Here is a 21,416-nt window from a genome sequence, read left to right as displayed (position 1 = left end):
GACTAAAATTGTTAGATTTATAACGCAATAAATTAATCCTGTAGTAGTAAAAAATGACATAGAGAATTACAGCTGATGGTAATTTAGAGAGAATCTCTTGATTTACATCAGTTGTAAAAAGGCTAATTACAAAAAGCATGATGGGTAAAATCAAAAATAATGGAAAAAACCTTTTTAACATTTCTCTTCTTATTTCAGAATATTTAATCTGAGAACTACTATCTAGTCTCATCGCTGCCTTTTTCAACATCAAATTTCCAATTAAAAATGGAACTAATATCAAAAAAGGAATCAAAATAAAAAAATAAACTTCCATAAAAATAAAAACTGAGTTGTGTAATCAATTATCTGTATTAGTAAATAAATGACTAAAATAGATTACTTTATATAATAAATAAAAATTAGTACTTCAACCATTTTACTAACTCTTTCCAAGTTGGCTTCTTACCATGCATTAAAACACCTACTCGATAAATTTTAGCTGCAGCCCATACCACTAACATAAAAGTAGCAAATAATAGAACAATAGATAAAATCAATTGCCATGCTGGAACACCAAAAGGAATACGCATTAACATCACTATAGGAGAAGTCAATGGAATAATTGAAAATACAGTAGCAACCGTTCCATGAGGATCATTAATTACCGTAAAAAATCCTATATAAACACCCAACATCAACGGCATAATAATCGGTAATAAAAATTGCTGGGAATCTGTTTCTGAATCTACAGCGGCACCAATAGCCGCATAAAATGAGCTGTATAAGAAATAGCCCCCTATGAAATAAATAACAAAACAAATAATGAGTGTTGCTATTGGTAAATTTTGAATTTCTAACAAATAGCTTTGGAAACTATTTAGTTGTTCGGCTTGTTTAGCAGCCTCAGCTACTTGACCGGCACTGCCTCCGGCTTCCATTCCAAAATAAGAAGAAGCCATAAAAAACAAAACACCACCAACAATAGCCCAAATTAAAAACTGCAAAATTCCAGCTAAAGAAGTACCTATAATTTTCCCCATCATAAGTTGAAAAGGTTTCACTGAGGAAATAACAATCTCAATAATCCGATTCGTTTTTTCTTCTATAACACTTCGCATAACAAAATTGCCATAAATAATAATAAACATCATAATTAAATAGCCAAATAAGCCTCCAATGGCTACTTTAATTTCATTTAATCCCTTCAAACTTTCATCACCTGAATACTTTGATAATTGCAACTCAGAAGTAACTTGTGCACTTTCAATTTTTTTACTGTCTATTCCTGAAGCTTTAAAATTTTCTTGAGTCAACATCGAGTCAACTACTTCTTCAATCTTAGAAATAAATTCTATACTTGGACTATCTTCTGAAATATATTCTACCTTTTCTTTTAATTCTTGAATATGATCCACTTTAGGAACATATAATAAACCTTCATAACTTGCGCTTGCTGTATCTTTAGCGGTTTTGAATGGTAAATTAGATAAATCCACATACTGTGTATGGGCATCACTTTTAAAATGATTCTTGAGTACGCCCATTTGATCATAAACCGCAATTCTAGTCAATGAATCTTTATTCATATTGGACAAATAGCCAATTAAAAAAGCCATCCCAACAAACAAAAGTGGACTTAAAAAAGTCATTACTATAAATGACTTGTTACGCACTTTCGCAAAAAACTCTCTCTGTATAATTAAACTTAATTTGTTCATAATCTGATTTTTAAATAGCTAATTCACCACTTACGGTTTGAATAAAAATGTCATTCACACTAGGAATTTTTTCTGCAAAATGCGTTACTTGTCCAAATTGGAAAAGGATTTGCAATAATTCATTAGTTGAATGTGTTCCTAATTGAACTTCTAATTTTAAATCATCATTCAATGACTTGAAACTAGTTTGTCCTATAATAAATTTTTGAGACAATTGATACATTAACCCTTCGACATTAGCTGTCAAAATACCTATTTGAAAAGTATTGGTTCGGTATTGTCGTTTTACTTCTGATAATTTTCCTTCAATTAATTTATTAGACTTATGTATCAACGCAATGTGATCACACATTTCTTCTACACTTTCCATTCTATGAGTGGAAAAGATAATTGAAGTCCCTTGTTTATTTAATTCAATAATTTCATCCTTGATTAAATTAGCATTAACAGGATCAAATCCAGAAAAAGGCTCATCTAAAATCAATAATTTAGGTTTGTGCAATACGGTCACTATGAACTGAACTTTTTGCGCCATTCCCTTAGAAAGCTCTTGGATTTTTTTATCCCACCAACCTTGAATTTCAAATTTTTCAAACCAATATTTCAACTGGGCTTTCGCCTCAACTTTAGACATCCCTTTCAATTGAGCCAAATACAAACACTGTTCTCCTACTTTCATTGTTTTATATAACCCACGCTCTTCTGGCATATAACCTATAATCGAAACATGATCTGGCTGTAATCGCTCTCCATCTAACCAAACCTCTCCTGAATCAGGCAAAGTAATTTGATTGATAATTCGAATCAAAGAGGTTTTCCCAGCACCATTAGGGCCTAATAAGCCATAAATACTGCCTTGAGGGACTTGAAGTGACACACTATTTAATGCGGTATAATCGCCATATTGTTTCACAACATTTTTTACTTCTAAAATATTGTTCATAGGATTAACTGTTGGTTTTAAAGTTAATTAGTATGCAATTTATGAAATTTGTTACAATAAAAAAACCCATCCATTATTGCTAAGGGATGGGAAAAATTGCTATGAAAAAGAAAATTCACTTTCCTAAAAAAGTGAAGTTCAAATGTATATATTTTTATTTAATTATGAAAACATATCTTTAACTTTTTCAAAAAATGATTTTTCAGACTTTTCTGGATTAGGAATGAAGTTTTCATCTGTTATCATTTTCTCAAAAAATTGTCTCTGTTCTTTATTCAATGTCTTTGGTGTCCACACATTTACATGAACTAATAAATCACCATGTCCATATGAATTTAAACTTGGAATACCTTTGCCTTTTAAACGTAAAATTTTTCCAGACTGAATGCCTTCTTCTAATTTAATTCGAACTTTACCACTCACCGTTTCAATTTCTTTACTTACTCCAAGTGCTGCTTCTGGAAAACTAATGTACAAATCATAATGAAGATTTTCTCCTTCACGCTTCAAAAATTCGTGTTCAATTTCTTCAATAGCTACAATTAAGTCTCCAGGAATACTGTTTTTACCAGGCGCATCATTTCCTTTACCAGAGACCTTCAATTGCATACCATCAACAACACCAGCAGGGATTTTAATAGATACAGTATCTTCTTCAGTCAGCATTCCTTGTGCATCTGCATGAGCTGGTTTTGAATCAATAATCTGACCCGAACCATGACAAACGTGACAAGTGGTTGCTGTTTGCATTCTCCCTAAAATAGTATTAGTGACTTTTAACACCTGCCCACTACCATTACAAGTACTACAGGTTTTATAAGTAACTCCAGCAGCCTGAACTTTACGTTTAACTTTTACTTTTTTCTCTACGCCATTAGCGATTTCCTCTAAAGTCAATTTTACTTTTATTCGAAGATTACTCCCTTTCATTCGACGTTGACCACCGCCACCAAATCCACCTCCGAAACCACCTCCAAAAGCACTTCCAAAAATATCTCCAAACTGACTAAAAATATCATCCATATTCATATGGTGACCACCACCATAACCACCACCTTCAAAAGCGGCGTGACCATACTGATCATAGCGTGCCTTTTTATCTGGATCACTCAATACTTCATAAGCCTCTGCACATAATTTAAAATTTTCCTCAGCCTCTTTGTCTCCTGGATTTTTGTCTGGATGATATTGAATAGCTTTCTTTCGATAGGCTTTTTTAATTTCTTCCGCAGAAGCACCTTTACTAATTCCTAATATTTCGTAAAAATCTTTTTTCATATGATATCTTGCTTCAAGTAGGTTCTAAATAATAAAATTATAAAAACCAACTTTTAATTAATTTCCTATAACCACTTTTGGAAAACGAATAATCTTATCTCCCAATTTATAGCCTTTTTCAATAACGTCAACAATTTTACCTTTCAAATCTTCTGAAGGTGCAGGAATTTGTGTTATAGCCTCTGCATAATCGGCATTAAATTCATCCCCCGCTTTTATATCGACCAACTCTAAGCCTTTTGAGGTTAAAGTAGATTTTAATTTTTCATGAATCAATTCAACTCCTTTTACCAAAGCTTCATCTTGAGAAGTTGAAATTTGGTTCCAAGCACGATCAAAATCATCTAAAACTGGCAACATAGCTTGTAAAACTTCTTGTCCAGCGGTTTTAAATAACTCAATTCGTTCTTTGGTTGTTCTTTTTTTATAATTTTCAAACTCGGCAAACAAACGAAGAAATTTATCTTTCTCTTGTGCCAATTGTTCCTGTAATTGCTCTTCAACTGACAATTCGGATTGCTCTACCGAGGCAGTTTCTGCTTGATTTACCTCTGAAGTAGTATCTTTATCTAAATTTTCTGTATTTTCTTGGCTCATATTATTAATTTTTATTTGTAAATAGAGTTTGCAAAAGTATTGCCAATATTTTAAAAATGACAGTTTGTCAGTCAAAATTTTAGTATTATTTTAAGAAAATTATCTTTTATTAAGTGTAAATTTGACTCGTTAAGCTTATTTCATTTTTCGTCTTAATTACAATATTAAAAAAAAGTGCTATTCAAATGAATAGCACTTTTTTATTTCACCAAACTTTGCAAAGCTTTTTCAAGTGAAGCATATTTAAACTGAAATCCTTTATTGAGTAATTTCAAACAACTTACATGCTGGCTCGAAATAAGTAACTCATGCATTTCTCCTAAGAGCGTTTTTAGAACAAAAACAGGGACTCTCGGAAAAAAAAACGGTTTTTTCAAAACTTTAGCAATGGCTTTAGTTAACTCTGAATTAGTAACTGGATGTGGACTCACACCATTATAAATGCCTTTCTCCTGATTTTGTATAATAAATAAAAATATAGAAGCTAAATCCTCAATATGTATCCAACTTTGATATTGTTTTCCTGAACCAAGAGGAGATCCTACTCCTAATTTTATAGGCTTAATTAATTCAACCAAAGCCCCTCCATGAGCAGACAAAACAAGCCCTATACGAATTTTAGCTACAGAAATTTGTAACTTTTCAAAAGCATCCACTTCATGCTCCCAAGCCCGAACAACATCTCCTAAAAAAGAAGGCTCTTCTGTAGCATCTTCCTCATGATAAATACGATCAAAGCTACTTTTATACCCGCCAATAGCAGAAGCAGAAACAATATGTTGAACCTGATTTGGAATTCGACTTAAAGTATCAAAAAGCAATCGAGTAGTTTGTATTCTACTTTGTAAAATTTCTGTTTTATATGCAGGCGTCCATTTTTTAGAAACAGAAGCTCCAGCCAAATGAACGATTACAGATACATCCTTAAATGCAGCTTCATCAATTTCTAGTTTTTCAGGATTCCAATAAAATCCTTTGTAATTCAACCGATTACTTAGTTTAGTTCTAGAAGTAGAAAGATAGTTAACCTTGTAGCCTTCTTTGAGTAGAATAGCTACTAATGCTTGACCAACCAATCCAGTCGCTCCAGTAATTAAGACATTCATTTTCTTCGCTTTTTTTTTCAAAATTACAAAGAAAAATACGGTAAGTCAGGAAATTAACGAATCTTAACACTCGTTAAAATGATGATCTAACCTTGATAGTCCACTCAAATTGCATTTCAGAAACTTGCTCCCCTTTTTCATTAACACCAATTGAAGTTAGCCAAATCGTTTGTCCTTCCTTAGTTGCAATGGCTTTATCTATGATTTTTTCAATCTCCAGTCCTTGAGCACAAGTAAAGGTTATTCTTCCTGTAGCTTTTTTTGTGAATACAGCTTTATTTTGAGCTACCAACATAGAAATATTTTGTTTACGCTTTTGAATATGATACATAACTAAAACACCTGTTGTGAATTCGGCCGCCATTGCCTGCACCGCAAAATACATCGATTTAAATGGATTTTGATTGAACCAACGATGCTTCACTGTTACTTCACAAGCAGTAGAAGAAATAGATTTTACACGAATACCCGACCAAAAAGCAGAAGGGAGTTTTAAAAATGTAAATAAGTTTAATTTAGCAGGTGTAAACTTCATAATCACTATATTTTTCGTAAAGATAAACAAAAATATTATGCGTACATATATTTTTATATTTGTTAAATTTTTGTTAAATATTAGTACTATGCAATACAATGTACTTGTTTTTAGATATATATTTGCATAAGAAAATAACTTACTTAATACAGTAACTTGTTTTCTATCATCAATCATCAATCAAAAACGAATAGTAATTTAAAAAAATCATGTATGAACATTGAAAACACAAAAGCACAAATGCGAAAAGGTGTTTTAGAGTTTTGCATTCTATCAGTATTAAAAGAAAAGGATGCTTATACTTCTGAAATTTTAGACACTCTTAAAAGCGCCAAATTGCTAGTAGTAGAAGGAACTGTCTATCCCCTATTGACTAGACTAAAAAACGACGGTTTATTAAACTATAGATGGGAAGAATCAACATCTGGACCACCAAGAAAATATTATGGATTAACCGAAGAAGGAAAAAACTTTTTGCAGGAATTAAGCGGAACCTGGAAAGAATTATCAGACGCTGTAAACATCATTACCAATCAAAACTAACGAATCATGAATAAGACAACAAGTATTAATTTAGGGGGGTTTTTCTTCCATATTGATGAGGACGCCTACAATAAGTTAAGCAGTTATTTACAAGCTGTAAAACGTTCTTTATCTCCTGAGGGAAGAGAAGAAATCATTAAAGACATTGAAAGTCGAATTGCTGAATTAGCTCAAGAAAAATTAGGCAATAGTAAACAAGTAATAAGTATTGAAGATGTTGATGCAATCATCTCTATCATGGGACAACCTGAAGATTATAAAATTGATGACTCTGACACCACTAAATCAAATTATCAATCTTCACAAGAGTATTATTATACACCTAAGAAATTATACCGTGATAAAGACAATGCGCTTTTAGGAGGTGTAATGTCGGGACTAGGGCATTATTTTGGTGTAGATCCGTTATGGTTACGTTTAATAATGGTCATTTTATTTTTCGGATTTGGAACAGGTATTATTATTTATATAATTCTATGGATTCTACTCCCTGAGGCAGTTACAACTTCTCAAAAATTAGAAATGAAAGGGCAACCTATTACCATTTCTAATATTGAGAAAAAAGTAAAAGAAGGTTTTAACGAAATTACTGATAAATTCAACAACCTTGATCATCAAAAAATTGCTGACAATGCCAAATATGGTGCCCAAAAAATTGGCTCAACAGCGGGTGAAATCATCTCAGAGATTTTTAAAGGCATTGGCAAAGCAGTTGGGTTTTTCATTGTATTATTTGCAACATTAGCCTTTCTAGGAGTAGTTGTTTCATCGGTTATTTTATTATTCTCTTCCTCTTTGCCTGATGTATTGTTACAAGATAACATTCATACGCCCTTTAATTTTGATGTCCCGCTTTGGACACAAGGTTTATTGTTTTTATCAACTGTGGGAATTCCTTTGTTTTTCTTTGTGCTGTTAGGTTTGAAATTATTAATCCCAAACACAAGATCAATTGGTAATTATGCTAAATTTACATTACTAGCTATTTGGATTTTCTCATTAATTAGTTTAACTGTTGTAGGAATTCGTTATGCTACAGAATTGAGTCATGATGGAAAAGTGGTTAAAAAAGAGGCTTTGCCTATTTCTGCAAATGATACGTTAGAAGTTAAATTTGTAAACAATGAATATTTTTCTAAAAAAGTAGATTATCGTTCTGATTTGAGAATCATGCAAGATTCAGCTAAAAATGAAATTATTTACTCTAATAATGTATACTTACACTTAAAAACAACAGATAAAACTCAACCTTTTGTAATTGTTGAAAAAACGGCTCAAGGACGTAATTTTGATGAAGCAAATGTTCGAGCTGAAAAAATTAAATACAACTATAAGTTTTTAGGAAATCAATTAATTTTAGATAATTATTTCACCACAGAAGCAAGTGCTAAATTTAGAAACCAACAAGTACATGTTTATTTATACTTACCAGAAGGAATTGTATATTACCCTAACAAAAATGTTGAAAATTTCTTAAATGATCACAATTCAGATTTTGAATACTATTATGGTCCTGAAGGTTATAAATATAAAGTAAATAATGGCGAGTTAGATTGCTTAAATTGTCCAAAAGACGAAGAAAATCATGAAGAAATAGAAACCGTTTCAAGTGATTTAGGTAATGGTAATGTAGTTAAAACAACCACTATCAAAGACAGTATAGAAAAAGTTTCAGTAAAAGTAAATGGTAAAGAAATCATTAAGACAGAAGTAATTAAATCAAAAAAATAAGAATTTTAACAAAAAATTATCTTAATAATAAATACAAACCATTTAATTTTTTCGTAAATTTACGACATATTAGAACATAACATACAACTATAAAAAAACTTCAATATGATACAGGTAATTGTAAAAGTAATTGAATACACAATACAGCTGGTTGTTCAATTCATTGAAAGTATATTCTAGATAAAAAAAACATCAGTATTTCACTGATGTTTTTTTTATATTTGCCAAAGGATACTAAGCTTTTTTGTATTCCTACTAATAAAATGTGCCCGAACAAAAAGGCATTTTAAAATCAAAACGTTAAACTATTTATGAAAAAAATAAGTTTTCTAGTTGCATTACTTTTGGTGACTAGCCTTTCATTTGCACAAAAAAAAGAAAAAATTAAAGGTTCAAAAATTGTAACAATTACTATTAAAGAACTTGAAAACTTTAATACCATTGAAGTAGAAGACAATATTGAAGTTTATTTTGTAAAAGGAGAAAAAACTTCTATTGAAATTGAAGCTGATGACAATCTTCATGATGCTATTAATTATGGAGTTACCGCTAAAACCCTCAAAATAAACACTACAAAAGAAGTATCTGGTGCTAAAAAATTCGCTGTTAGAATCAACTACAGCGATAGTTTAAAAACAATCATTGGTAAAAATGACAGTAAACTACACGCATTAGCTGAATTAACTCTAAGTCAAGTTACAATCAAAAACTTTGACAAATCTCAATCTTTCCTGAACGTTAAAGCAGATAAGTTTACATTACAATTAAGTGATAAATCAGAAGCGGAAATCAATGTAAAAGCACAAATAGCAAGCATGGAACTAACAAAAGATGCCGAATTAAAAGCTTTAGTAAATGCAGACGAAACTAAAGTTGATTTATATCAAAAAAGTTCAGCTGAAATTGAAGGCGATACAGAATTAGCGAAAATTAGATTAGACAACAACGCACAATTAATAGCTAAAAAATTCACTATAAAAGAAGCGGATATCACTACAGAAAGTTACACAAAGGCTTCACTTACAGCTACAAAATCTATTACTATTGCTGCCTCAGGTAAATCAGAAATTGAATTATTAGGGGAGCCTAAAATTGATTTGGTTACATTTACACAAAGTGCCATTTTATATAAAAAAGAAAAATAATGAAGAAAGATATTATCATACCAAAATCGGAAGGTGTTCATGTGGCAGCAATCCAAGAATGGAACGATGATTTTATGGAAAAAACTTGGTATGCCTATTTAATAAATGAAACGGAATATAAATTAGAAATGGCAATTGTTGTTTCTAGAGCCTATGGAATCATTAACGGGGAAGAAAGAAAAACGGGTACTTTTCGACATGCCTTTAATGAAGTAGAAGCAAATTCTTCTGTTAAAATTGAATTATTAGAAAATAATGTGTTGCAATTAAATAATGAATTTATGCTCACCTATTTCCTTGATGGAAAATTATACGACAAAAAATTTACATTTAGAAGCAATACGATTAACGAGAAAGCTACTGTTGAATTACCCGTTGTGAATCAACGTGGTATCCTAGCAAATTAAATCATAAAAATATTGTTTTTTTCATAAGGTTTGTTGAATTTTACGAAAACAACTACTAAACATGAAAAAAACAATATTTTTTTTACTTTTCACTTTTGCAGTTACTGCACAACAAACCCAATTTTCAAAATACGTAAATCCATTTGTAGGAACTGGAGGACATGGACATACGTTTCCTGGAGCAACTGTCCCTTATGGTATGGTGCAACTTTCTCCTGATACTAGAATTGACGGAAGTTGGGATGGGTGTTCGGGTTATCATTATGACGACAGCATCATTTATGGGTTTTCTCACACGCATTTAAACGGGACGGGTTGTTCGGATTATGGCGACATTATGCTGATGCCAACCATGGGAAAACCTTCTTTTAATCCAAAAGAATACAGTTCTAGTTTCAAACATGGAAACGAAAAAGCCAGCGCTGGTTTTTATAGTGTAAAACTCGACAAACACAATATTGATGTCCGATTGACCTCTTCAACGCGTGTTGGATTTCATGAATATACGTTTAACGAAACAGGCCAAGCCAATATCATTCTCGATTTAAATCATAGAGATAAATTATTAGAAGGAAGAATCCGAATAATAAATGACAAAACAATTGAAGTTTTACGTAGAAGTGAAGCTTGGGCTAAAGACCAATATGTGTATGCGCTAATTGAGTTTGACAAGCCATTAAAAATCGCAGAGGTAAAATCGAATGGGCCAACAGCTATCAATCAATATTCTGGAACAGAACTAAAAATTGCTTTCACTAAATTAGTCAAAAAAGGGGAAAAAATTTTAGTAAAAGTGTCCTTATCTCCTACTTCCTATGAAGGAGCTCAATTAAATAGCTCTGAAATCAAGCATTGGAATTTTGAACAAACCAAAAAAGATGCCGAAGCACTTTGGAACAAAGAATTGGCAAAAATTGAAGTTACTTCAGACAATAAAGACCAATTAGCCATTTTTTACACGGCCTTATACCACACAATGATGCAACCGAATATTGCGCAAGATGTAGACGGAAAATACCGTGGTCGTGACAACAAAATCCATGTAGCCGAAGGATTTGATTATTATTCTGTTTTTTCACTTTGGGATACGTTTAGAGCGGCTCATCCTTTATATACGTTAATCGATAAAAAACGTACTGCTGATTATATCAATACCTTTATTAAACAATACGAACAAGGGGGACGATTACCGGTTTGGGAATTGGCTTCTAACGAAACCGATTGTATGATTGGGTACCATTCGGTTTCCGTAATTGCCGATGCTATGGCAAAAGGCATTAAAGGATTTGATTATGAAAAAGCATTTGAAGCGGCGAAACATTCCGCAATGTTAGATCATTTAGGATTAGAAGCTTATAAAAGACAAGGTTTTATTTCCATGGATGACGAACACGAAAGTGTTTCTAAAACCGTTGAATACTCGTATGACGATTGGTGTATTGCACGAATGGCTCAGATTTTGAACAAAAAAGAGGATTACGAATACTTCATGAAGCGTTCACAAAGTTGGAAAAACATATTCGATTGGGAAACCAAATTTATGCGTCCAAAGAAAAACGGCGGTTGGGATAAGCCTTTTGATCCAAGAGAAGTGAATAATAATTTTACAGAAGGTAATTCTTGGCATTATTCTTTTTTTGTACCACAAGACATTCCAGGCATGATTGAAGCTTATGGTGGAAAGGACAAATTTGAAGCCAAATTAGATGAAATGTTTAGTGCCGAAAGTAAAACAACTGGTAGAGAACAAGTAGATGTTACGGGCTTAATCGGACAATATGCGCATGGTAACGAACCGAGTCACCACATGGCGTATTTGTACAATTATATTGGTAAACCAGAAAAAACCAAAAAGATGGTACATTACATCTTAACTGAATTTTATAAAAACACCCCCGATGGTTTAATTGGTAACGAAGATTGCGGCCAAATGAGTGCTTGGTATGTACTGAGTTCGATGGGAATTTATGATGTAACTCCAGGTGAAATTGGATGGGATTATGTACATCCAATTTTTAAAGAAGTTAAACTTAATTTAGAAGATAAAAAAGAGCGTGTTTTAAATGAAAAAACAAATAAATCTACGTTTCAATGGTTAGATACTAATTTTGAAGAACATTCATATAAATATCCAAATTTTGATGTTGCAAAAGCTGTAAAAGAAGAAGAATTAATTAAAGGAATCATCCCCGTTCCAACTATTCAAGCGGCAAGCAGAGCCTTTAAAAATGAGTTACAAATTAAAATCAAATCACAAAATTCAAAAGATGTGATTTATTACGAAGTTAAAAACATAGATCAAAAAAGTGGTGATCAAATTTATTTAGCGTATTCTAAACCTTTTGTTATCACCGAATCTTCTGTTGTAACCGCTTATGTTATAAATAATGGTCAAAAGAGTTACACCATCTCTGCGACTTTCTTCAAAAAACCAAACAACTACACCATCGACATAAAATCTACTTACAATCCGCAATACCATGCTGGTGGTCCTGAAGGCTTATTAGACGGTATTCACGGAACTGAAAATTGGCGCAAAGGCGATTGGCAAGGATATCAAACACAAGATTTTGAAGCGGTTGTTGATTTACAAAAAACGATACCAATAACCGCTATAAAAGCTAGTTTTTTACAAGATCAACGTTCGTGGATTTTACTACCTAAACAAGTAGAATACTATGTTTCCAATGACAATAAAAATTTCGAACTAGCAGAAATTGTAACACACACTATCGATCCAAAGCTAAATCAAAACATTGTTCACTCATTTGATGCTACTAAAAAAATTGGACAAGCGCGTTATGTAAAAGTCATTGCCCGTAATTTTGGAAAACTCCCCGAATGGCACATTGGTCATCCTTATAACGGAGAAGCATTCATTTTCATCGATGAAATTAGTATTAAATAAAGTTATGGCTCTGTAAAAAGAGCCATTTTTTATTATAAACTTTTTACCACATGGGTTACAATCCCCCAAACAATGAGTTCATTTTCTTCAGTAACTTTAATAGGCTCAAATTTTGGGTTTTCAGGCAATAAATAAACACAATCCTGTTCTACCTTTATTCGCTTTACGGTAAATTCTCCGTCTACAAAACAAACCGCTATTTTACCATTTCTGGCTTCTAAACTTCGATCAATAACTAAAATATCACCATCGTCTATTCCTGCTCCAATCATAGAAGTTCCACTAGCTTTAGCATAAAAAGTAGCTTCTTTATGTTTTACTACAATTTGATCAATACTCACGCGTGTTTCATCAAAATCGGCAGCAGGAGAAGGGAATCCGGCTTTAATTCCAGCGGAAATAAAAGGCAGTTCTAACCCCCTTTTAGTATCAGGTAAAAAAAAGGTTATTTTGGCAAACTTAGACATGTATTTCTAATAATTCTTTTATGTTAGTAGTATACCGTTTAGACAAATGATTTTGCTTCATTTTCCAAGTACGATTCAAATCTTGATTGGCAATTCTAATTTTTCGTTCCCCTGTTTTTTTCCGAATTTCATCAATCACTTTCATCAGCTTTTCATGTTTTGGATTCTCTTCTTCAAACAAATGAAATTGTTTTTGATCTTGCGGAATAATGTCGGTTAAAATAATTCCGGCTTTAGTATAAATTTGTCCTTCCTCAAATAATTCATTCAACATTTTTAAAGCTACTTGGCTGATGGTTAAAGCAGATTGTGTAGCAAAAGGCAAGCGCTTGTATTTAGTAAAATTATACCGTTCATTCCCTATTCGATATTTATCTTTCCGAAGATATAAGGTGACCCCATAGCAGCATGAATTTTGTTTTCTTAACTTTTCAGAAGCTACTGTAGCAAAAGTAGAAACTCTATCTCTCATAGCATCTGGAGTAGTAATCGCTTTTTCAAATGTACGTGTTACAGCAATATTGTTTTTGGTTTCTAATTGTTCTTCCAAAGGCAAAACAGATTCACCTAGTAACTCTAAACGCAAGCGGAGTCCTACTACTCCCATAGTTTGTTTAATAAATGCTTCATGTTTTGACAAAGTAAAATCATATGCTTTAAGTATACCCTTAGCTTGCATTTTTTTAGCAAGTCGAAATCCTATGCCCCACACATCTTCAATCTTAGTCCACTTTAAAGCCTTAATTCGTTTTTCCTCAGAGTCAATAATATACACACCCGCTGTTCGCTCTTTAAACTTTTTAGCAATTCGGTTGGCTATTTTAGACAAGGCTTTTGAAGGCCCAAAACCAACACAAACAGGAATACCTACCCATTTTCTCACCCTATTTTTCATATCAAGACCATATTGAAAATAATCTTCTATCTTTACTCGATTGAAATTTAAGAACGATTCATCAATACTATAATTTTCAATATCAGGGGTGAATTGACTTAACACCTGAAAAACACGTTGACTCAAATCACCATACAAGGCATAATTAGAAGAAAAAACAGTCACTTGATGCTGCTGGATAAGCTCGCGACATTTAAACTCTGGAACTCCCATAGAAATCCCAAGCGCCTTTGCTTCCTCACTTCTAGAAATTACACAACCGTCGTTATTAGAAAGCACAACTACTGGTTTATTTTCCAATTGAGGTTGAAAAACACGCTCACAAGAAACATAAAAATTATTACAATCAACCAATGCAAACATGAAGTAAAATTACAAATAATACATTTTGTGAAGAGCAATAACTTATCAACAAGTAAAAACTTTATATTTTGTTGAAGAAAAAAACCTGCTAATTAGCAGGTTTTTCAATTTTCTCTATTTTGATAGTTAACTCTTGAGCTGTTTCATCTAAATCCATAAAGATTATATCGCCTTGGTTAATTTTGGAAGTAATAATTTCTTCTGCCAAAGCATCTTCAACATATTTTTGTATGGCTCTTTTCAAAGGTCGAGCTCCAAATTGCTTATCAAAACCTTTTTCGGCTATAAAATCTTTTGCTTTTTCAGACAATGTTAAATCATAACCTAAATCTTTGATACGAGCGACTAATTTAGCCATTTCAATATCAATGATTTTATCTATATCATGTTTTTCTAAAGCATTAAATACAATAACATCGTCAATTCTATTCAAAAACTCTGGTGCAAAAGCTTTTTTCAAAGCATTTTCGATGACCGATTTATTGTGTTCTTCTGTTTGAGCTACTTTTGCTGATGTTCCAAATCCAACACCTTGTCCAAAGTCTTTTAATTGACGAGCTCCAATGTTAGAAGTCATAATAATGATTGTATTTCTAAAATCAATTTTACGACCTAAACTATCAGTTAAATGTCCGTCATCCAATACTTGTAACAACATATTAAACACATCCGGGTGTGCTTTTTCTATTTCATCAAGTAAAACTACACAATAAGGTTTTCTCCTCACTTTTTCAGTTAATTGTCCGCCTTCTTCATAACCCACATATCCTGGAGGAGCACCAACTAATCGTGAGATCGCAAATTTCTCCATATACTCACTCATATCAATACGAACTAAAGCATCTTCTGAGTCAAAAAGTTCTTTCGCGAGCACTTTTGCTAACTGCGTTTTTCCAACACCTGTAGATCCAAGAAAAATAAATGAGCCTATAGGTTTATTGGGATCTTTTAAACCTGCTCTATTTCGTTGAATTGATTTAGCTATTTTCTGAACGGCTTCATCTTGACCAATAACTTTACCTTTGATTAAATCTGGTAATTTTGCTAATTTATTACTTTCCGTTTGGGCAATCCTATTTACAGGAATACCCGTCATCATGGAAACGACATCAGCCACATTATCTTCCGTTACCGTAACCCGATTATTTTTTGAATCTTCTTCCCATTTTTCTTGTGCTATAGCTAAATCTTTTTCAATTTTTTTCTCATCGTCACGAAGTTTAGCCGCTTCTTCAAATTTTTGTTTTTTAACAACTGTATTTTTTAATTCTCTAACTTCTTCCAATTGTTTTTCTAGTTCTAAAATTTGCTTCGGCACTTCAATATTGGTAATATGCACTCTAGAACCGGCTTCGTCTAAGGCATCAATAGCTTTATCTGGTAAAAAACGATCCGTCATATAACGACTAGTTAATTTTACACAAGCTTCAATGGCTTCTGGAGTGAAAATAACATTATGATGATCTTCATATTTGCCTTTGATATTATTTAAAATAATAATTGTTTCTTCAACAGTTGTTGGTTCTACAATTACTTTTTGGAATCTACGCTCTAGTGCACCGTCTTTTTCAATATATTGACGATATTCGTCTAGTGTTGTAGCACCAATACATTGAATTTCTCCTCTAGCTAATGCAGGCTTAAACATGTTAGAAGCATCCAATGAACCTGTTGCACCTCCAGCACCTACAATTGTGTGAATTTCATCAATGAAAAGAATAATATCGTCATTTTTTTCCAATTCATTCATGACAGCCTTCATGCGTTCTTCAAATTGACCACGGTATTTTGTGCCTGCAACCAAAGAAGCCAAATCAAGCGTAACAACTCTTTTATTGAAAAGAATACGCGATACTTTTTTCTTAACAATCATCAAGGCTAGTCCTTCAGCGATAGCTGATTTCCCAACCCCTGGTTCACCTATCAAAAGCGGATTGTTTTTCTTTCTTCTACTTAATATTTGAGATACACGTTCGATCTCTTTTTCACGTCCTACTACAGGATCTAATTTTCCTTCTTCTGCTAATTCTGTTAAATCTCTTCCGAAATTATCTAACACCGGGGTTTTAGATTTTTTGGTGGTCTTATTACCGCTGTTACTAGGCTGATTCATACTACTTTCTTTAAAGGTATCATCACCCGAGTCATCATAAGATTCAGCTCTAGGCGTATTTTTTAAAATATCTTCGTTTTCGCTCATATTCATATACAATTCTTTTACGTTGTCATAGTTAATTTTAAGCTTATTGAGCAACTTCGTGGTTGGGTCATTTTCGTTTCTTAAAATACATATCAAGAGTAGAGCAGTACTTATTGAAGTAGTATTAAAAGACTTTGCCTCTAAAAAAGTGAATTTCAATGCACGCTCTGCTTGTCGTGTTAAATGTAAATTTTTTTTATCGTTACTTATAGTAGTACTTGGTGTTGCTGGACTTAAAATCTCTACTTTCTTTCTTAATACATCAAAATTAATTTGAAGGGCATTCAAAATTTCTATAGCACTACCATTCCCATCTCTTAAAAGACCTAAGATCAGATGTTCGGTGCCGATAAAATCATGACCTAAACGCAAAGCTTCCTCTTTACTGTAAAAAATCACATCCTTAACCCTTGGTGAAAAATTATCTTCCATAAAACATTTATCTCTTGTAAAAATACTAATTTTAAGTAAGCATCTACAACTATTGTGCTAACTTTTGCTAAGTGACAAAAAAAAAATGAGATATGAAAATTTGACAGGCTAGAATTTATTAAAAAAACCAATTCAAATTGTTGATAAATATTTCAATTTTCTCGTTTTTTTTTACACCTAAAAGTGCAAATTATTGTATATTGGCACGTTTTATAAACCGAGTAAAATTAAAATAAAATATGTCAGACGGAGAAAAGTTAATTCCTATTAACATTGAGGACGAAATGAAGTCAGCTTACATCGATTATTCGATGTCAGTTATTGTATCTAGAGCCCTTCCAGATGTGAGAGACGGTTTAAAACCTGTACACAGAAGGGTGTTATATGGAATGTATGAGTTAGGCGTTCTTTCCAATAGAGCTTACAAGAAATCAGCCAGAATTGTTGGAGAGGTTTTAGGTAAGTATCACCCCCACGGAGATTCTTCTGTTTATGATGCCATGGTTCGTATGGCACAAGAATGGAGTTTACGATATTTAATGGTAGATGGTCAAGGGAACTTTGGTTCGGTAGATGGTGATAGCCCAGCAGCTATGCGTTATACCGAAGCAAGAATGCAAAAAATATCTGAAGAGATGTTGGCCGATATCGAGAAAGAAACGGTTGATTTTCAATTGAATTTTGACGACTCGTTAGAAGAACCTAAAGTTTTACCAACAAAAGTTCCTAACTTATTAATCAATGGTGCTTCTGGTATTGCTGTAGGTATGGCCACTAATATGCCGCCTCACAATTTAACGGAAGTTGTTGATGGTACGTTAGCTTACATAGACAACAATGAAATCGAAATCGACGATTTAATTAAAATAGTTAAAGCACCTGATTTTCCAACAAGAGGAATTATTTATGGATATGAAGGAGTAAAAGAAGCTTTTAAAACTGGTAGAGGTAGAATTGTAATGCGCGCCAAAGCAGGTTTTGAAGAAGTTAATGGACGTGAATCTATCATTGTTACCGAAATTCCTTACCAAGTAAATAAAGCCGAAATGATTAAAAAAACGGCTGATTTAGTAAATGAGAAAAAAATCGAAGGAATTTCCACAATCCGTGATGAATCGGATCGAAATGGTATGCGTATTGTATATGAATTAAAACGCGACGCAGTACCAAATGTAGTTTTAAATACACTTTATAAATATACACAATTACAATCTTCTTTCAGTGTTAACAACATCGCATTAGTAAATGGAAGACCTCAAATGTTGAATCTAAAAGATTTGATTCATTATTTTGTAGAACACCGCCATGATGTAGTGGTAAGAAGAGCTCAATTTGATTTAAGAAAAGCAGAAGAACGAGCACACATTTTAGAAGGATTAATAATTGCTTCAGATAATATAGATGAAGTAATTGCTTTAATTAGAGGTTCTAAAGATGGAGATGAGGCTAGAGCAAAATTAATTGAACGTTTCAAATTATCTGAAATTCAAGCGCGCGCCATCGTAGAAATGCGTTTACGTCAATTAACGGGCTTAGAACAAGATAAACTACGAGCAGAATACGAAGAAATCATGAAATTAATTGCTCACTTAAAAGAGTTATTAGCAAGCAAAGAGCTAAGAATGCAATTAATCAAAGATGAATTAACTGAAATTAGAGATAAATACGGAGATGCACGTCGTTCTCAAATTGAATACTCAGGAGGTGATGTTAGTATTGAAGATTTAATTGCTGATGAAAATGTGGTAATTACCATTTCACATGCTGGCTATATAAAACGTACTTCTTTATCTGAATACAAAACACAAAACAGAGGTGGTGTAGGACAAAAAGGTTCGGCAACAAGAGATCAAGATTTCTTAGAGCATTTGTTTGTAGCAACTAACCACCAATATTTATTATTCTTCACTCAAAAAGGAAAATGTTTCTGGATGCGTGTCTTTGAAATTCCTGAAGGAAGCAAAGCAAGTAAAGGAAGAGCTATTCAAAACTTGATCAATATTGAACAAGACGATAAAGTAAAAGCATTTATTTGCACTCAAGACCTAAAAGACGAAGAATACATCAATAGCCATTATGTAATCATGGCAACTAAACAAGGTCAAGTTAAGAAAACGCCTTTAGAGCAATATTCTCGTCCACGTCAAAACGGAATCAATGCTATTACTATTAAAGAAGATGATGAATTAATTGGAGCAAAATTAACAACTGGAAATAGCCAAGTGCTGATTGCTGTTAAATCTGGTAAATTAGTTCGTTTCGAGGAAGAAAAAACGCGTCCAATGGGAAGAACCGCTTCTGGTGTAAGAGGTATAACACTTGCTGATGATAAGGACGAAGTTATTGGATTAGTGTCTATTGATAAAGATCATGTTAATGATTCACAAATCTTAGTAGTTACTGAAAATGGTTACGGTAAACGTACAAAAGTAGTTGACGAAGATGGAGAAGATGTGTATCGTATTACTAACCGTGGAGGAAAAGGTGTAAAAACACTAAATATCACGGATAAAACAGGTCAATTGATTTCGATTAACGATGTTACGGATGAAGACGATTTAATGATCATCAACAAATCGGGATTAACTATTAGAATGAAAGTCTCTGATTTACGTGTCATGGGAAGAGCAACGCAAGGTGTTCGTTTAATTAACATCAAAGGAAACGATTCTATTGCAGCGGTGACAAAAGTAATGCGCGAAGATGAAGAAGAAACTATCGATGATTTAGAAAACGATGGAACAGATTTGGATAGCACTCCAGATACTGAAACTCAAGAATAAAAATTTTAAGCCCAATTCAGTTTGGGCTTTTTTAAAATAAAACAACAAATGAAAAAAATTATTTTAAGTGTAGCTTTATTAGTTTCCATGGCTACTTTCGCGCAAAAAGACGAATTAAAAAATTTAAAAAAGTTGTATGCAAAGGATGCATTAACAACCGAAGAATTTAATCAATTTAAAGGAATTTTACTTAAATTGGAAAGCGTTGCTACAACTGAAGAAGATAAAACTTCGGTTACGTTTTATAAAGCTATGTCGCCCTTATTAGAATTATCAACTTTTGGACAACAGCCTACACCTGCTCAAGTTGCTAAAGTAATGAATCCAACGACTTTAAAAAACTTGGTTCAAGGTTTAAAATCCACCTTAGATTTTGAAGCCAAATCCGGAAAAAAAGTATATACTGATGATATAAAAGAAACATTGACTTGGTTTACGCCAATGCTACAACAATCTGCGGGAATGCTCAACAGCATGAAGAAATTCAAAGAAGCTGGAGAATTGTTTTATAGCATTTATCAATTAGACAATACCGATGTTTCAAATTTAGAAAATGCTGCAATTTTAGCCGTTCAAGCGGGTGATTATTCGCAAGGTGATAAGTTGTATAGAGAAATTCAAAAAGTTGGTTTTTCAGGAACTGGTTTAAAAAAATTCCAATCAACCGAACTTGAAGTAGCTAAAATTTTAGCTGCTATTTCATTAGAATCTAAAAATTTTGAGCAAGCCAAAAAAGATTATGCAAATTATATTAAATTGGATCCAAATGATTTAGAAGCACAAATTAATGAGGCGAATTGTTACTATCACACTAATGATTTAACAACTTATAAAAATAAAATAACCAGTATTCTAGATAAAAATCCAAATAATGCTACTTTACAATATAATGTTGGATTTTTAATGATATCTGATGATGCTAAAATTGTAGATGAGATTAACGCTAATTTAAAAGATGACAAAAAATATAAAGAGCTAATGTCAAAAAGAAAAGACATGTTTAAAGCTGCCTTACCATATTTTGAAAGAGCCTATCAACTAGATGTTAATAATGCCGATACAAAAGAAATTTTAAAACTATCTTATGATATTTTAGGAATGAAAGACAAAGCTGCAACAATAAAATAAGACACATCCCTAACTTTTAGTTAGGGATTTTTTAGTGCAAATTTTACACTTTCGAGTCGTCATAACCGACAAGTTTTAATTCTTAACATCTAGGAAAGTAATTATAAATAATGTGTAGTTTAAAATAAAATGAATTGGCATAAAAACCCTCTTCTTTTTTAATTAAAATTGAACTTTATTTACTTTTAGATAAATTATATTTTTCAGCATCCTTATCCAATATGTATATCACTTCCAAACTATCCATTCTCTTAA

General features: G+C 32.4%; 17 protein-coding genes. 7 read left to right on the top strand and 10 right to left on the bottom strand.

Going from position 1 to position 21,416, the window contains the following annotated elements:
• From QZ824_RS06165 to QZ824_RS06135, 7 genes are all read right to left on the bottom strand, one after another.
• Positions 1-316: hypothetical protein (locus QZ824_RS06165; RefSeq protein ID WP_291275146.1), on the bottom strand; the 316-nt coding region annotated here is incomplete at its 3' end.
• An 85-nt stretch (positions 317-401) separates the two neighbouring features.
• Positions 402-1,700, bottom strand: coding sequence for an ABC transporter permease (locus tag QZ824_RS06160; RefSeq protein WP_291275145.1), 1,299 nt, complete (start codon positions 1,698-1,700; stop codon positions 402-404).
• A 10-nt stretch (positions 1,701-1,710) separates the two neighbouring features.
• The gene (locus QZ824_RS06155; protein ID WP_291275144.1) at positions 1,711-2,643 is read right to left on the bottom strand and encodes an ATP-binding cassette domain-containing protein; all 933 of its coding nucleotides are present in this window, start codon (positions 2,641-2,643) and stop codon (positions 1,711-1,713) included.
• 162 nt (positions 2,644-2,805) lie between these two features.
• Positions 2,806-3,921 carry a molecular chaperone DnaJ gene (gene dnaJ, locus QZ824_RS06150; RefSeq protein WP_291275143.1) on the bottom strand — a complete coding sequence of 372 codons (1,116 nt, stop codon included), beginning with the start codon at positions 3,919-3,921 and terminating at the stop codon, positions 2,806-2,808.
• 57 nt (positions 3,922-3,978) lie between these two features.
• Positions 3,979-4,518, bottom strand: a complete 540-nt coding sequence (locus QZ824_RS06145; protein WP_291275142.1) for a nucleotide exchange factor GrpE — start codon at positions 4,516-4,518, stop codon at positions 3,979-3,981.
• Between the two features lie 200 nt (positions 4,519-4,718).
• Positions 4,719-5,624: a TIGR01777 family oxidoreductase gene (locus QZ824_RS06140; RefSeq protein WP_291275141.1), complete on the bottom strand. Its 906-nt coding sequence runs from the start codon at positions 5,622-5,624 to the stop codon at positions 4,719-4,721.
• A gap of 73 nt (positions 5,625-5,697) precedes the next feature.
• Positions 5,698-6,159 (bottom strand): DUF4442 domain-containing protein, encoded by a 462-nt coding sequence (locus QZ824_RS06135; protein WP_291275140.1) that lies wholly within the window; start codon positions 6,157-6,159, stop codon positions 5,698-5,700.
• A gap of 213 nt (positions 6,160-6,372) precedes the next feature.
• Between QZ824_RS06135 and QZ824_RS06130 the strand changes: the two genes are divergently transcribed.
• From QZ824_RS06130 to QZ824_RS06110, 5 genes are all read left to right on the top strand, one after another.
• Positions 6,373-6,702 (top strand): PadR family transcriptional regulator, encoded by a 330-nt coding sequence (locus QZ824_RS06130; RefSeq protein WP_291275139.1) that lies wholly within the window; start codon positions 6,373-6,375, stop codon positions 6,700-6,702.
• A 6-nt stretch (positions 6,703-6,708) separates the two neighbouring features.
• Positions 6,709-8,433 (top strand): PspC domain-containing protein, encoded by a 1,725-nt coding sequence (locus QZ824_RS06125; protein WP_291275138.1) that lies wholly within the window; start codon positions 6,709-6,711, stop codon positions 8,431-8,433.
• A 311-nt stretch (positions 8,434-8,744) separates the two neighbouring features.
• On the top strand, positions 8,745-9,578 hold the full coding sequence (locus QZ824_RS06120; protein WP_291275137.1) for a DUF2807 domain-containing protein: 834 nt from the start codon (positions 8,745-8,747) through the stop codon (positions 9,576-9,578).
• Positions 9,578-9,985: a hypothetical protein gene (locus QZ824_RS06115; RefSeq protein ID WP_291275136.1), complete on the top strand. Its 408-nt coding sequence runs from the start codon at positions 9,578-9,580 to the stop codon at positions 9,983-9,985. Before QZ824_RS06120 ends, QZ824_RS06115 begins: the two co-directional genes overlap by 1 nt.
• A 61-nt stretch (positions 9,986-10,046) precedes the next feature.
• Positions 10,047-12,893, top strand: coding sequence for a GH92 family glycosyl hydrolase (locus QZ824_RS06110; RefSeq protein WP_291275135.1), 2,847 nt, complete (start codon positions 10,047-10,049; stop codon positions 12,891-12,893).
• A gap of 32 nt (positions 12,894-12,925) precedes the next feature.
• Here QZ824_RS06110 and umuD read toward each other — a convergent pair whose 3' ends face one another.
• From umuD to QZ824_RS06095, 3 genes are all read right to left on the bottom strand, one after another.
• On the bottom strand, positions 12,926-13,360 hold the full coding sequence (gene umuD / locus QZ824_RS06105; RefSeq protein ID WP_291275134.1) for a translesion error-prone DNA polymerase V autoproteolytic subunit: 435 nt from the start codon (positions 13,358-13,360) through the stop codon (positions 12,926-12,928).
• Positions 13,353-14,618, bottom strand: a complete 1,266-nt coding sequence (locus QZ824_RS06100; protein WP_291275133.1) for a Y-family DNA polymerase — start codon at positions 14,616-14,618, stop codon at positions 13,353-13,355. Before QZ824_RS06100 ends, umuD begins: the two co-directional genes overlap by 8 nt.
• Positions 14,619-14,706: 88 nt before the next feature.
• Complete coding sequence (locus QZ824_RS06095) at positions 14,707-17,250, bottom strand: ATP-dependent Clp protease ATP-binding subunit (protein WP_291275132.1); 2,544 nt, start codon at positions 17,248-17,250, stop codon at positions 14,707-14,709.
• A 239-nt stretch (positions 17,251-17,489) separates the two neighbouring features.
• On the opposite strand from QZ824_RS06095, the gene gyrA reads away from it, so the two are divergent.
• Both gyrA and QZ824_RS06085 read left to right on the top strand, forming a co-directional pair.
• Positions 17,490-20,033 carry a DNA gyrase subunit A gene (gene gyrA, locus QZ824_RS06090; RefSeq protein WP_291275131.1) on the top strand — a complete coding sequence of 848 codons (2,544 nt, stop codon included), beginning with the start codon at positions 17,490-17,492 and terminating at the stop codon, positions 20,031-20,033.
• Positions 20,034-20,081: 48 nt separating this feature from the next.
• Positions 20,082-21,161 (top strand): hypothetical protein, encoded by a 1,080-nt coding sequence (locus QZ824_RS06085; protein ID WP_291275130.1) that lies wholly within the window; start codon positions 20,082-20,084, stop codon positions 21,159-21,161.
• Positions 21,162-21,416 lie beyond the last annotated feature (255 nt).

The sequence above is a fragment of the Flavobacterium sp. genome, assembly GCF_021151785.1.
Classification (GTDB): domain Bacteria; phylum Bacteroidota; class Bacteroidia; order Flavobacteriales; family Flavobacteriaceae; genus Flavobacterium.
The sequence above is the reverse complement of the archived record's forward strand: the minus strand, read 5'-3'. Positions and strand labels throughout refer to the sequence as shown.

Bases quoted from the DNA above. Each gene is read 5' to 3' on its own strand.
- QZ824_RS06160 (WP_291275145.1), bottom strand. From the start codon at position 1,700: ATGAACAAATTAAGTTTAATTATACAGAGAGAGTTTTTTGCGAAAGTG.
- QZ824_RS06155 (WP_291275144.1), bottom strand. From the start codon at position 2,643: ATGAACAATATTTTAGAAGTAAAAAATGTTGTGAAACAATATGGCGAT.
- dnaJ (WP_291275143.1), bottom strand. From the start codon at position 3,921: ATGAAAAAAGATTTTTACGAAATATTAGGAATTAGTAAAGGTGCTTCT.
- QZ824_RS06145 (WP_291275142.1), bottom strand. From the start codon at position 4,518: ATGAGCCAAGAAAATACAGAAAATTTAGATAAAGATACTACTTCAGAG.
- QZ824_RS06140 (WP_291275141.1), bottom strand. From the start codon at position 5,624: ATGAATGTCTTAATTACTGGAGCGACTGGATTGGTTGGTCAAGCATTA.
- QZ824_RS06135 (WP_291275140.1), bottom strand. From the start codon at position 6,159: ATGAAGTTTACACCTGCTAAATTAAACTTATTTACATTTTTAAAACTC.
- QZ824_RS06130 (WP_291275139.1), top strand. From the start codon at position 6,373: ATGAACATTGAAAACACAAAAGCACAAATGCGAAAAGGTGTTTTAGAG.
- QZ824_RS06125 (WP_291275138.1), top strand. From the start codon at position 6,709: ATGAATAAGACAACAAGTATTAATTTAGGGGGGTTTTTCTTCCATATT.
- QZ824_RS06120 (WP_291275137.1), top strand. From the start codon at position 8,745: ATGAAAAAAATAAGTTTTCTAGTTGCATTACTTTTGGTGACTAGCCTT.
- QZ824_RS06115 (WP_291275136.1), top strand. From the start codon at position 9,578: ATGAAGAAAGATATTATCATACCAAAATCGGAAGGTGTTCATGTGGCA.
- QZ824_RS06110 (WP_291275135.1), top strand. From the start codon at position 10,047: ATGAAAAAAACAATATTTTTTTTACTTTTCACTTTTGCAGTTACTGCA.
- umuD (WP_291275134.1), bottom strand. From the start codon at position 13,360: ATGTCTAAGTTTGCCAAAATAACCTTTTTTTTACCTGATACTAAAAGG.
- QZ824_RS06100 (WP_291275133.1), bottom strand. From the start codon at position 14,618: ATGTTTGCATTGGTTGATTGTAATAATTTTTATGTTTCTTGTGAGCGT.
- QZ824_RS06095 (WP_291275132.1), bottom strand. From the start codon at position 17,250: ATGGAAGATAATTTTTCACCAAGGGTTAAGGATGTGATTTTTTACAGT.
- gyrA (WP_291275131.1), top strand. From the start codon at position 17,490: ATGTCAGACGGAGAAAAGTTAATTCCTATTAACATTGAGGACGAAATG.
- QZ824_RS06085 (WP_291275130.1), top strand. From the start codon at position 20,082: ATGAAAAAAATTATTTTAAGTGTAGCTTTATTAGTTTCCATGGCTACT.